Origin of the sequence: Goodfellowiella coeruleoviolacea, assembly GCF_024171785.1 — a bacterium.
In the GTDB taxonomy this organism is placed as follows: Bacteria; Actinomycetota; Actinomycetes; order Mycobacteriales; family Pseudonocardiaceae; genus Goodfellowiella; species Goodfellowiella coeruleoviolacea.
The window spans coordinates 281,088-293,389 of record NZ_JAMTCK010000001.1 but is presented as its reverse complement, the minus strand read 5'-3'; the positions used below and the strand labels follow the sequence as shown (position 1 = coordinate 293,389).

General features: G+C 75.9%; 8 protein-coding genes. 4 read left to right on the top strand and 4 right to left on the bottom strand.

Going from position 1 to position 12,302, the window contains the following annotated elements; all coding sequences use genetic code 11:
• Positions 1-3: 3 nt before the first annotated feature.
• The 3 genes from LX83_RS01090 to cobN form a co-directional block, all read right to left on the bottom strand.
• A complete protein-coding gene (locus LX83_RS01090; RefSeq protein WP_253765947.1) occupies positions 4-2,544 on the bottom strand; it encodes a hypothetical protein in 2,541 nt (846 codons plus the stop codon).
• A 314-nt stretch (positions 2,545-2,858) separates the two neighbouring features.
• Positions 2,859-3,269 carry a hypothetical protein gene (locus tag LX83_RS01085; protein ID WP_253765945.1) on the bottom strand — a complete coding sequence of 137 codons (411 nt, stop codon included), beginning with the start codon at positions 3,267-3,269 and terminating at the stop codon, positions 2,859-2,861.
• A gap of 61 nt (positions 3,270-3,330) precedes the next feature.
• Positions 3,331-6,969 carry a cobaltochelatase subunit CobN gene (gene cobN / locus LX83_RS01080; protein ID WP_253765943.1) on the bottom strand — a complete coding sequence of 1,213 codons (3,639 nt, stop codon included), beginning with the start codon at positions 6,967-6,969 and terminating at the stop codon, positions 3,331-3,333.
• Between the two features lie 147 nt (positions 6,970-7,116).
• Between cobN and cobG the strand changes: the two genes are divergently transcribed.
• From cobG to LX83_RS01065, 3 genes are read left to right on the top strand one after another with little or no spacing between them, the layout of a single operon-like run.
• Positions 7,117-8,295 carry a precorrin-3B synthase gene (cobG, locus tag LX83_RS01075; protein ID WP_407649454.1) on the top strand — a complete coding sequence of 393 codons (1,179 nt, stop codon included), beginning with the start codon at positions 7,117-7,119 and terminating at the stop codon, positions 8,293-8,295.
• Positions 8,292-8,915 (top strand): precorrin-8X methylmutase, encoded by a 624-nt coding sequence (locus tag LX83_RS01070; RefSeq protein WP_253765939.1) that lies wholly within the window; start codon positions 8,292-8,294, stop codon positions 8,913-8,915. Before cobG ends, LX83_RS01070 begins: the two co-directional genes overlap by 4 nt.
• Positions 8,912-10,411 carry a precorrin-2 C(20)-methyltransferase gene (locus tag LX83_RS01065; protein ID WP_253765936.1) on the top strand — a complete coding sequence of 500 codons (1,500 nt, stop codon included), beginning with the start codon at positions 8,912-8,914 and terminating at the stop codon, positions 10,409-10,411. The genes LX83_RS01070 and LX83_RS01065 overlap by 4 nt, the downstream gene beginning before the upstream one ends.
• A gap of 3 nt (positions 10,412-10,414) precedes the next feature.
• Here LX83_RS01065 and LX83_RS01060 read toward each other — a convergent pair whose 3' ends face one another.
• Positions 10,415-11,155, bottom strand: a complete 741-nt coding sequence (locus LX83_RS01060; RefSeq protein ID WP_407649453.1) for a cobalt-precorrin-6A reductase — start codon at positions 11,153-11,155, stop codon at positions 10,415-10,417.
• A 20-nt stretch (positions 11,156-11,175) separates the two neighbouring features.
• Here LX83_RS01060 and LX83_RS01055 point away from each other — a divergent pair, with 20 nt between their 5' ends.
• Positions 11,176-12,264: a cobalt-precorrin-5B (C(1))-methyltransferase gene (locus tag LX83_RS01055; protein ID WP_253765933.1), complete on the top strand. Its 1,089-nt coding sequence runs from the start codon at positions 11,176-11,178 to the stop codon at positions 12,262-12,264.
• The last annotated feature ends 38 nt before the right edge of the window (positions 12,265-12,302 follow it).

The following is a 12,302-nucleotide window of genomic DNA, read 5'->3' as shown; positions in this document are numbered from 1 at the left end:
GTGTTACCCCCATGTTCGTGGTCTGCTGGCTTTCCGCGCCCTGACCCGGTGCAGGGCGAATCCGAGTGCCACGGCCACCGCCACCCCGCCCAGCGCGGTGGTGGCCCACCACGGCATCGCGCGGGCCGCGCCGGCCGGTTGCGACACCGGCTGGGCGGCGATGGCCTCGGCCAGCGGCAGCCGCACGGCCGCGGCGACCGGCGAGTTGTCCGCGTTGATCCAGGACCGGCCGGCCAGACCGGGTGCCGCGGCGAGGCTGGTGGCGAAGTCGGCGTCGCCACCGGGGGCGCCGAGGCCGCCGCCGGGGAGCAGCAGCGCACCCAGCGAGCGGGCGGTGGCGCTGGTGTCGAGGCCGAGGGCCTGCCTGCCGGCGGCCGCGGTCGAACTGAGCCCGATGTCGGGCTGGCCGTCGGCGCCGGGCACGAGCCCGTCCCCGTCGGTCCGCGCGGTGAGCGCCCTGGCCGCGTCGGTCAACGCGGCCGCGCGCTGCGGCGGCCAGTCCGCCGGCGCGGTGTCCCCGGTCTGGCCGGCCGAGGGCTCGCGCAGGTTCAGCGCGGTGACCGCGGCGGCGGTCGCGGCCAGCTCACCGGTCGGGCAGTCCTCGGTGCGCAGGTCGACCGGGAACGTGCCGTCCGCGCACCGCACCCCGAGCAGCCGCTCCGCCGCGACCCGCGCGTTCCGCGCGTCGCCGGCCGCGACGGTCGCCGCGATCGCCCACGCCTGCCGGCGCGTGGTCTGGCCGGTGTCGGCGAACGACCCGGTGTCCACGAACCGGCCGTCCTCGGTGCGCAGCGCCGCCAGTTCGGCGGCCAGCCGGCCGGTGGTGCCGGGGAGATCGGCGGGCGCGCCGGCGTCGGCGCGGGCGAAGCGGGCGATCAGCTGGAGCTTGGCCAGTGGCTCGGCATAGGCCGCGTCGGCCTGCTCGTAGGGCACGCCGTGCGCGTAGGCGTCGATCGACTCCGGCCGCAACAGGAAGTGGGTCGCCCGCTGGACCGCCTCGGGCTGCTCGCCCAGGGTGCGCAGCGCCAGCACCGCCTCGGCGGTGGCGTCGTAGTCCACGTAGGTGGCGCCGTCCTGGGTGACCTCCACGTGGTCGCCGTCGACGAACGCGCCAGCCAGGTACGCGCCGAGCCGCCCGGCCGGTGTCGGCGCGCTCGGCTGCGCGACCGGTGTGGCCGGGGTGCGCACCCGGCCAGGTGGTGAACCCGGTGGCGGAGCGGGGTTTCCGGCCCGCCGCGCGGGTGGCGTGGTCGCGGGCGGGACCGGGGCGGGGGTGGTCGTGCCGGCCGTCCCGGACGGCGTGGCCGGCGCGCTGGGCACGGTGGTGTCGGGCGGCGGGGGCTGGTCAGGTGGGAGGCGGTGCCGCGCCAGGTCGGCGAAGCCGACCTGGGCCAGGCCGAGCGCGGCCTGCGCCCCGGCCCGGATCCAGGTGTCCACGCCCACGATGCCGCCGGTGCGGGCCGCCTGGTACGACGCGGGGTTGAGGGCGACCGCGCCCACCTCCCCGGCCAGCGCGGTGCCCGCGTCCGCGGTGGTGACCTGCGCCGACTTCAGGTACGCCACACCGCGCGCCACCGCGGCGTCCGCGCCGCCCGCGTCGGCGAGCGCCTGCGTGATCAGCCCGGTGCTGTTGGTGTTGGGTGCCTCGGTGTTCACCCCGCCGCCCCAGCCGCCGCCCGCGTCCTGGTGGCCGGTCAGCCAGGCCGTGGTCCGGGCGATCGGCTCGTCGAGCCCGGTCGCGCCCGCCTCGCGCGCGGCGAGCAGCGCCGACAGCGCGATCCCGGTGGTGTCGCCGTCGGGCGCGGACTTGCCGAACGCCTTGCCCTCCTCGCAGGTGGAGACCTTCTGCCCGGCGGGGGTGACGTGCTCGCCCACCTCGGTGGTGGGGATGTAGGTGAAGAAGATCCGGAAGTAGCCCTCGGCGCACTGCTGGGTCAGCAGGGTGTCGATGGCGAGCCGGTCGTTCGCCCCGGCCACCGCCAGCCCGATCACCGCCAGGGCCTGGCCGAACACGTTGGCCTCGTTGCTGACCACGCCGGCGAGGTCCGGGTTCTTCGAGTAGTTGCTGACCCGGCCCCGGTCCGGGCCGGAGCGCATGATCGCCGCCGTGGTCTCGGCCACCATGTCGGTGCCGTCGAAGTTCCTCGGGTCGCGGCCGGACACCTCGGCGGCGAGCAGCGTCTTCGCGGCCGCGCCGCCGACGATGATCGCGTCGTAGCCCATGCCGGGAACCAGGCCGTCCCAGGTGAAGTAGTCGCTGGCGTGCCCCTGGTCGTCCAGGTAGGACACGATCGGCGCGGCCAGCGCGGCGTTGTTGGTGGCGTACATCGCGAACAGCGCGTCGATCATCAGCCCGTGGTCGGGCAGCGCGCCACCACGCGGGTCCGCGTAGGTGCCCTCGGGGGAGAGCCGGGTGGCGAGCCAGCGCGCGGCGGCGCTGGCGGCGGACTGGTCCCGGGCGGCGGTGGCGGTGCCGGTCGACGCGACCACGCCGAGCAGGAGTGCGGCGGCGAGCAGGGTGAGGGCGCGGAAACGACCGCTCACGGGGCGGGGGATCCCGCCGTTGCCCGCACGGCGGACCGGTCGACACCGCATACGAAACGTCACCCCTGCAGTTCGCGACAGTGGATGGACTTCTCACCCACCCGCATGGCGACCCGACTCGTCACCAGGAGGTGACCCACGGTTGCGCGACAGTGCCGGACTTCGACCGGCTTCCCCATGACGGGCGGGGTGTTCAGTTGTGGAGCTGACCGAGCGTAACACTCGCGGTTGGCCTGTCATACCGCCGAACGCACCCGTCGGCGGGGGCCGGACGGGCGGTCGGCCCGGGAACGGTGCGGGCCGACCGGGACCGGTCAGCCGGGCTGGTCGAGCCCGGCACCGGTGAGCGCCGCGCGCACCTTGTCGATCACGGTGCCCTCGTCGTGGCCCACCCGGCCGTCGGCCGCGGCGACCTCCTGGCAGAGCGTGATCACGGTGGCGGGGAAGGTCTCCGCCTCCTCGGGGGCCTTGGCGCTGAGGATGTCCACGGACCTGCGCAGCGCGGCCAGCACGCCATCCTCCACATCGGACACCGAGCCGGTCGGGAGTTCGGGCCGGGCCGCGCCGAGCACCTCCCGCAGTTCCGGCGACAGCCGGCCCATCGCCCTGATCCCCGCGTAGCTCTCCTCGGTCAACGCACCGGGTTCCGCGGTCGACACGAGCACCATCGCGCCGAACACGGCGGTGCGCAGCGTTCGGCTCTCCTCGTCGGTGTAGACAGTCACGGCTCCAGCCTAGAGGGCGCGTCGCCGGTTCTCCCGGCGCGACCGCCCGCGCCGGCCGCGGTCACGGTCCCTCCAGGTCGCCCTCGGTGCGCAGGTAGACCTCGTGCAGTGCGGCGATCAGGTCGGGGTCGGGTTCCGCCCACAGGCCGCGGTCGGCGGCCTCGGTGAGCCGCTCGATGATGCCGCGCAACGCCCACGGGTTGGCGCTGGCCATGAACTCCTGGTTCTCCTGATCGAGCACATAGGACTGGGCCAGCTTCTCGTACATCCAGTCCCGTACCACACCCGCGGTGGCGTCGAAGCCGAACAGGTAGTCCACGGTGGCGGCCAGCTCGAACGCGCCCTTGTAGCCGTGCCGGCGCATGGCCGCCAGCCAGCGCGGGTTGACCACCCTGGCCCGGAACACCCGGGCGGTCTCCTCGGCCAGCGACCGGGTTCGCACCGCGTCGGGCGTGGTCGAGTCGCCGACGTAGGACGCGGGCGCCCGGCCGGTGAGCGCCCGGGTGAAGGCGATCATGCCGCCGTGGTACTGGAAGTAGTCGTCGGAGTCGATGATGTCGTGCTCACGGGTGTCGGTGTTCTTGGCCGCCACCACGATCCGCCGGTAGGAGTTCTCCATGTCCGCGCGGGCCGGCCGGCCGTCCAGGTCCCGGCCGTAGGCGTAGCCGCCCCAGGTCGCGTAGACCTCGGCGAGGTCGGCGTCGTCCCGCCAGTTGCCGGAGTCCATCAGCGGCAGCAGGCCGGCGCCGTAGGCGCCCGGTTTGGAGCCGAAGATCCGGGTGGTCGCGCGCCGCTCGTCGCCGTGCGCGGCCAGGTCCGCCTGGGTGTGGGCGCGCACGAAGTTGTCCGACTCCGGCTCGGGCAGCGCGGCCACCAGCCGCACCGCGTCGTCGAGCAGGTCGATGACGTGCGGGAAGGCGTCCCGGAAGAACCCGCTGATGCGCACGGTGACGTCGATGCGGGGCCGGCCGAGTTCGGCCAGCGGGATGGGCTCCAGGCCGGTGACCCGGCGCGACGCCTCGTCCCACACCGGCTGCACCCCCAGCAGCGCCAGGACTTCCGCGGCGTCGTCACCCGAGGTGCGCATCGCCGAGGTGCCCCACACCGACAGGCCCACCGAGCGGGGCCAGTCGCCGGTGTCCTCCCGGTAGCGGCGCAGCAGCGAGTCCGCCAGCGCCTGGCCGGTCTCCCAGGCGAGCCGACTGGGTACCGCCTTGGGGTCCACCGTGTAGAAGTTGCGGCCGGTGGGCAGCACGTTGACCAGGCCGCGCAGGGGCGAGCCACTGGGACCCGCCGGCACGTAGCCGCCGTCCAGCGCGTGCAGGACCGCGTCGAGTTCCGCGCTGGTGCCGGCCAGCCGGGGCACGATCTCGGTGGCCGCGAAGGTGAGCACCTGGGCCACGGCACCGTACCCGCTGTCCTGGGGGGTGGCGGCCGGTGCCGCGCCGCCGGCCAGCACCTGCGCGCACACCGCCGGCACGGCCCGAGGGGACCAGTCGCGGGCCTCCATGGCCTCGACCAGCGCCCGCGCCGTCCGCTCGACAGCGTCCACTTCGGACAGCGGGGCGTCGCTGTTCTCCTTGAGCCCCAGCGCGGAGCGCAGCCCGGGCACCGCGCCTGCCTGGCCGCCCCACATCTGCTGGGCGCGCAGCACGGCCAACACCAGGTTCACCCTGGCCGCGCCGGTCGGCGCCTGGCCGAGCACGTGCAGGCCGTCGCGGATCTGCGCGTCCTTGACCTCGCACAGCCAGCCGTCGATGTGCAGCAGGAAGTCGTCGAACTCCGCGTCGTGCGGGCGTTCGGCCACGCCGAGGTCGTGGTCGAGCTTGGCGGCCTGGATCAGGGTCCAGATCTGCGCCCGGATCGCCGGCAGCTTGGCCGGGTCCATGGCCGCGATGTTGGCGTGCTCGTCGAGCAGCTGTTCCAGCCGGGCCAGGTCGCCGTAGCTCTCCGCGCGCGCCATCGGCGGGATGAGGTGGTCGACGATGGTGGCGTGCGCCCTGCGCTTGGCCTGTGCGCCCTCGCCGGGATCGTTGACCAGGAACGGGTAGACCAGCGGCAGGTCGCCGAGCACCGCGTCGGGCGCGCAGGACGCGGACAGCCCCACCGTCTTGCCCGGCAGCCACTCCAGTGAGCCGTGCTTGCCCAGGTGCACCACGGCGTGCGCGCCGAACTCCTCGGCCAGCCACCGGTAGGCGGCCAGGTAGTGGTGGCTGGGCGGCAGGTCGGGGTTGTGGTAGATGGCGACCGGGTTCTCGCCGAACCCGCGCGGCGGCTGGATCATCAGCACGACGTTGCCGGCGCGCAGCGCGGCCAGCACGATCTCGCCGTCCGGGTCGGCGGAGCGGTCCACGTACAGCTCGCCGGGCGGCGGGCCCCAGTGCCGCTCCACGTCGGCGCGCAGGTCCTCGGGCAGCGCGTCGAACCACCGCCGGTACCGCGCGGCCGGCACCCGGATCGGGTTGCCGGCCAGCTGTTCCTCGGACAGCCACTCCGGGTCCTGGCCGCCGGCCGCGATCAGCGCGTGGATCAGCGCGTCGCCGTCGGGCTGGTCGGTCCCGGTCGGCTCCACCCCGGGGAACGGCTCCGCGCCGAGGTCGTAGCCCAGTTCGCGCATCCGGCGCAGCAGCAGCACGGCCGAGGCCGGTGTGTCCAGGCCGACCGCGTTGCCCACCCGCGAGTGCTTGGTGGGGTAGGCCGACAGCATCAGGGCGATGCGCCGCCGGGGCGGTGGGGTGTGCCGCAGCCGGGCGTGCGCCACGGCGATGCCGGCGACCCGGGCGGCCCGCTCCGGGTCGGGCACGTAGCGGGGCAGGCCCTCGTCGTCGATCTCCTTGAAGGAGAACGGCACGGTGATCAGCCGGCCGTCGAACTCGGGCACCGCGACCTGGCTACCGGCGTCCACAGGGGACAGTCCGTCGTCGTTGGCCCGCCAGGACTCCCGGTCGCTGGTCAGGCACAGCGCCTGCAGGATCGGGATGTCCAGCGCGGCGAGTTCGGCCACGTCCCACGCCTCGTCGTCGCCGCCGGCGCCCACCGCGGAGGGCCGGGTTCCGCCGGCCGCGAGCACGGTGACCAGCAGCGCGTCCGCCCTGCGCAGTTCGGCGAGCAGGCCTGGCTCGCGGGAGCGCAGCGACGCGCAGTACAGCGGCAGGGCCTGGGCGCCGGCGTCCTCGATCGCCGCGCACAGGGTGTGCACGAAGCCGGTGTTGCCGGACAGGTGGTGCGCCCGGTAGTAGAGGACGGCCACCACCGGGCCGCTGTCCCGGCGCGGTGTCCGGTGCAGCGCGCCCCACAGCGGCTGCGCGACGGGCGGCTCGAAGCCGTGCCCGGTGAGCAGCAGGGTGTCGGACAGGAACCGGTGCAGTTGGGCGAGGTTGTCCGGACCGCCCTGCGCCAGGTAGGCGTGCGCCTGGGTGGCGATGCCCACCGGCACCGTGGACAGGGCCATCAGCTCGGCGTCCGGGCTCTGCTCGCCACCCAGCACCACCACGTGCGCCCCGCTGGCGCGGACCAGGTCCAGGCCCTGCTGCCAGCTGCGCTGCGAGCCGAGGATGCGCACCAGCACGACCGGTGCGCCGTCGAGCAGCGCGGGCAGCTCGGCGAGGTCGAGCCGGGCGGGGTTGGCCAGCCGGAACTCGGCACCGCTCGACCGGGCACTCAGCAAGTCAGTGTCCGAAGTGGACAGAAGTAGGATCACGCGGTCCGCCTCCTCTGCTCCGCTCCCACTCTCCGGGGCACAGCCGGGCCGCGTCAAGGTCACGACGGCGGATGCGGGGAGCGATCCGGCCCACAGCACCGGGCTCCGCCGCGGGGACTGGTCCGCCGGCGACGGGCGTTTACAGTGATGGTCATGGTCATCCGCGCACGTGCTGACGCGTGCCCCGGGGTGGTGGCCGCCCACGCGGCCGCCGACGGGGCGCTGGCCCGGATCCGACTGCCCGGCGGCCGGGTGGGCGCGGCGGCGCTGCGCGTGCTCGCGGACTGCGCCGAGGAACTCGGGGACGGCGCGGTGCACCTGACGTCCCGGGGCAACGTGCAGCTGCGCGGGCTGGCCGAGGACACCGACGAGCTGGTGGCCCGGCTGGTCGCCGCCGGCCTGCTGCCCGCGCCCAACCACGAGCGGGTGCGCAACATCCTGGCCTCGCCGCTGTCCGGCATCACCGGCGGGCTGGTGGACGTGCGCGGTGTGGTCGACCGGTTGGACGCCGCGCTGTGCGCCCGCCCGGAACTGGCCGAGCTGCCCGGCCGGTTCCTGTTCGCGCTCGACGACGGGCGCGGCGACGTCAGCGGCGAGGATGCGGACGTGTGCTGGCGGGCCGTTGACGCGCACACCGGCGTGCTGCTGCTGGCCGGCGCCGACACCGGGTGGCGGGTGCCGCTGCGGGCGGCGGTCGCCGCGCTGGTGCGGGTCGCCACCGCGTTCCGCGCGGTGCGGGGCAGCGCGTGGCGGGTCCGGGAACTGCCCGACCCGGCCGCGCTGGCCGCCGAGCTGCCACCGACCGAGCTGCCGCCGACCGAGCTGCCGCCGCTGCCGGCCGGCCTGGCCACGCCGGTCGGGCCGGTCCACCGCGACGACGGTGGCCTCGGCTGGTGCGTGGCACCGCTGTTCGGCCAGTTCGCCGCCGACCAGGTGCGCCTGCTCGCCGAGCTGTCGGCCGAGGTGGTGGTCACCCCGTGGCGGTCGGTGGTGCTGCCCGGTGTCGCCGCCGGGGCCGAGCACCGGCTGGCCGCCGCCGGCCTGCTCACCGACCCGGCCGCACCCGGCCTGCGGGTGAGCGCCTGCATCGGCCGGCCGGGCTGCGCCAAGGCGCGGGCGGACGTGCGCGCCCACGCCAGGCAGGTGCTCGCGCGGCTGCCCGAGGGCGAGCACGTCCACTTCGCCGGCTGTGCGCGGCGCTGCGGCGCGCCCCGCCGGCCCCACCACGACGTGCTCGCCCAGGACGGGGGCTATCTCGTCGACGGCACCGCCCTGGTGGGCGTGGCCGCGCTCGCGGCGTCGCTGACCCCGAAGGGAGAACCGTGATCGACCACATCCGGGACGGGGCGGAGATCTACCGCCGCTCGTTCGCCACGATCCGCGCGGAGGCAGACCTGGCGGCCCTGCCGGCGGACCTGGAGCCGGTCGCGGTGCGGATGATCCACTCCTGCGGCATGGTCGACCTCGTCGCCGACCTCGCCTACACGCCGGACCTGGTCGAGGCCGCCCGGACCGCGCTCGCCGGCGGGGCCCCGGTGCTCTGCGACGCGCAGATGATCGCCAGCGGCATCACCCGCCGCCGCCTGCCAGCGGCCAACGAGGTGCTGTGCACGCTGTCCGACCCGCGCGTGCCCGGGCTGGCCCAGCGGCTGGGCACCACCCGGTCCGCGGCCGCGGTGGACCTGTGGGCCGACCGGCTGGCCGGCGCGGTGGTGGCCATCGGCAACGCGCCCACCGCGCTGTTCCGCCTGCTGGAGCTGCTGGCGGCGGGCGCGCGGCCGCCGGCGGCGATCATCGGGGTGCCGGTGGGGTTCGTCGGCGCCGTGGAGTCCAAAGTGGAACTGATCGGGCGCGCACCAGCGCCCTACCTGGTGGTGCGCGGCCGCCGGGGCGGCAGCGCCATGGCGGTCGCCGCGGTGAACGCGCTGGCGAGTGAGGTCGAATGAGCACCGGCAAGCTCTGGGGGGTCGGCCTGGGGCCGGGCGACCCCGAACTGGTCACGGTCAAGGCGGCGCGGCTGATCGGCGCGGCCGAGGTGATCGCCTACCACAGTGCCCGGCACGGCCGCAGCATCGCCCGGTCGGTGGCCGAGCCCTACCTGCGGCCCGGCCAGATCGAGGAGGCGCTGGTCTACCCGGTCACCACCGAGACCACCGACCACCCCGGCGGCTACGAGGGCGCGATCGCCGAGTTCTACGAGGCCAGCGCCAAGCGGCTGGCCGAGCACCTGGACGCCGGGCGGGACGTGGTGCTGCTCTGCGAGGGCGACCCGTTCTTCTACGGCTCCTACATGTACATGCACGAGCGGCTGGCCGGCCGCTACCCGGCCGAGGCCGTGCCCGGGGTGAGTTCGGTGGGCGCGGCCTCGGCCGTGCTGGGCCGTCCCCTGGTGCAGCGCGACGAGGTGCTGACCGTGCTGCCCGGCACGCTGCCCGCGCCGGAACTGGCCAGGCGGCTCGCGGACACCGACGCGGCCGTGGTGATGAAGCTGGGCCGCACCTTCGGTTCGGTGCGCACCGCGCTGGCGGAGGCCGGCAGGCTGGACGAGGCCTGGTACGTCGAGCGCGCCACCTGGCCGGCCCAGCGGGTGGCGCCGTTCGCCGAGGTCGATCCCGAGTCGGTGCCGTACTTCTCGCTCGCGCTGCTGCCCAGCCCCGGCCACGCCGCCCGGGCCGCCGGGGCGGCCGACCAGCAGCCGTCCGGGGCACCGGCTCCGGGCGTGGGGGAGGTCGTGGTGGTCGGCCTCGGCCCAGCCGGTCCACAGTGGACGACGCCGGAGGCGGCGCAGGCCCTGGCCGAGGCCGAGCACCTGGTCGGGTACGGGCCCTACCTGGCGCGGGTGCCGCAGCGGGCCGGGCAGGTGCGGCACGCCTCGGGCAACCGGGTGGAGGCAGAGCGGGCGGCCACCGCGCTGGAGCTGGCCAGGGCCGGCGCGCGGGTCGCGGTGGTGTCCTCGGGTGATCCCGGGGTGTTCGCGATGGCCGCCGCCGTGCTGGAACAGGCGGCGCTGGACGGTGCCGAGGTGCCGGTGCGGGTGCTGCCCGGCGTCACCGCGGCGCAGGCGGCGGCGGCCCGGGTGGGCGCGCCACTGGGCCACGACTACTGCGTGCTGTCCCTGTCCGACCGGCTCAAACCGTGGGAGGTCATCGAACGCCGGCTGGCCGCCGCCGGCGCGGCCGATCTGGTGCTGGCCCTGTACAACCCGGCCTCCCGCAGCCGCACCACCCAACTGGCCAGGGCCAGGGACGTGCTGCTGCGCCACCGCGACCCGCTGACCCCGGTGGTGGTGGCCCGCGATGTCGGCGGGCCGGCGGAGTCGGTTCGGGTCACCACCCTCGGCGACCTCGATCCGTCCACAGTGGACATGCGTTGCCTGCTGATCGTGGGTTCCTCGCGCACCCGGGTGGACAACGGCGTGGTCTGGACGCCGCGGCGGTACTGACCGTCACGGCGGCACCACCGCGACCACCCACGCGACCGCGGCGGCCACCTCCGCCACGGTCGGCGCCGGCGGCCGGGGCGGCCGGCGCACCACGACCACGGGCACGCCCAGCTCGCGCGCGGCCACCAGCTTCGCCTCGGTCATCGCACCACCGCTGTCCTTGGTGACCAGCACGTCGATGCGGTGGCCGCGCAGCAGCGCGGTCTCCCCGGCGAGGTGGTAGGGCCCCCGGTCGAGCAGGACCTCGATGTGCGGCGGCGGTGGCGGCTCGGGCGGGTCCACGCACCGGGCCAGGAACCACAGGTCGGTGCGCCGGGCGAACGCGGCCAGCCCCTGCCGGCCGCTGGTGAGGAACACCCGCCGGCCCAGCGCGCCGACCGCGTCCGCGGCCTGCTCCAGGGAGTCCACCCAGTGCCAGCGGTCGCCCGGCCCCGGCTGCCAGCCCGGTCGCTGCACCCGCAGCAGCGGCACCCCGGCCAGCCGGGCGCCGGCCACGGCGGCGGCGCTGATGCGCTCGGCGAACGGGTGGGTGGCGTCCACCACCGCGGCCACCGCGTGCTCGGTCAACCAGCGGGCCAGCCCCTCGGGGCCGCCGAAGCCGCCCACGCGCACCTCGCCCACGGGCAGCCGAGGCCGGGAGACCCGACCGGCCAGCGAGGACACCACGCGCACCCCGCGCCCGACCAGCTCCTCGGCCAGCTTTCGGGCCTCCCCGGTGCCGCCCAGCACCAGCACCACGCTCATACCGGCCATACTCCCTGTCCATGGGTGAGCAGCTGCGCTACGGGTGGACCACCGGGGCCTGCGCCACCGCCGCGACCACGGCCGCCTACACCGCGCTGCTCACCGGCGAGTTCCCCGACCCGGTCGAGGTGCTGCTGCCGCACGGCCGGCGGCCGAGCTTCGCGCTGGCGCGGGAGCGGCTGACCGGCGCGGCGGCGACCGCGGGCGTGGTCAAGGACGCCGGGGACGACCCGGACGTGACGCACGGGGCGCTGGTGCTGGCCACGGTGTCGCCGGGGGAACCGGGCAGCGGGGTGGTGTTCCGGGCCGGCGCGGGCGTGGGCACGGTGACCCGGCCGGGCCTGCCGCTGGCCGTGGGCGAACCCGCGATCAACCCGGTGCCGCGCCAGCTGATGACCGAGGCGGTGCGGCGGGTGGCCGCCGCGCACGGCGGCACCGGCGACGTGGTCGTGGAGATCGCCATCCCGGGCGGCGAGGAGATGGCCAGGCACACCTGGAACCCGAGGCTGGGCATTGTCGGCGGCCTGTCCGTGCTGGGCACCACGGGCGTGGTGGTGCCGTACTCGTGCTCGGCGTGGATCGACAGCATCCGGCGCGGGGTGGACGTGGCGCGCGCCGTCGGCCACACCCACGTGGCCGGCGCGACCGGCAGCACCTCCGAGCGGGTGGTCGCGCGGCTGCACGGCCTGCCGGAGAGCGCCCTGCTGGACATGGGCGACTTCGTCGGCGCGGTGCTGAAGTACCTGCGGCGCCACCCGGTGCCCCGGCTGTCGCTGGCCGGCGGGTTCGCCAAGTTCACCAAGCTGGCCGCGGGACACCTGGACCTGCACTCCAAGCGCTCCCAGGTGGACCTGGGCCTGCTGGCCGGCCTGGCCGAGGACGCCGGCCACCCGGAGCTGGCCGGGCCGATCCGCGGCGCCAACACCGCGCTGCACGCCCTCCAGCTGTCCCAGGCCGCCGGCCTGCCCATCGGCGACCTGGTCGCGGCCCGCGCCCGGCGCACCGCGCTGGCGGTGCTCGGGGACGCCCCGGTCGCGGTGGACGTGCTCGTCGTCGACCGGGCCGGCACCGTGGTCGGCCGGGCCGAACCGGCCACCGGCGAACCCTGACCGGCCGCCGCCCGCCGCGCGCCCGGCCGGCCACGGTC

Bases quoted from the DNA above. Each gene is read 5' to 3' on its own strand.
- cobG (WP_407649454.1), top strand. From the start codon at position 7,117: ATGGTCATGGTCATCCGCGCACGTGCTGACGCGTGCCCCGGGGTGGTG.
- LX83_RS01065 (WP_253765936.1), top strand. From the start codon at position 8,912: ATGAGCACCGGCAAGCTCTGGGGGGTCGGCCTGGGGCCGGGCGACCCC.
- LX83_RS01060 (WP_407649453.1), bottom strand. From the start codon at position 11,155: ATGAGCGTGGTGCTGGTGCTGGGCGGCACCGGGGAGGCCCGAAAGCTG.
- LX83_RS01055 (WP_253765933.1), top strand. From the start codon at position 11,176: ATGGGTGAGCAGCTGCGCTACGGGTGGACCACCGGGGCCTGCGCCACC.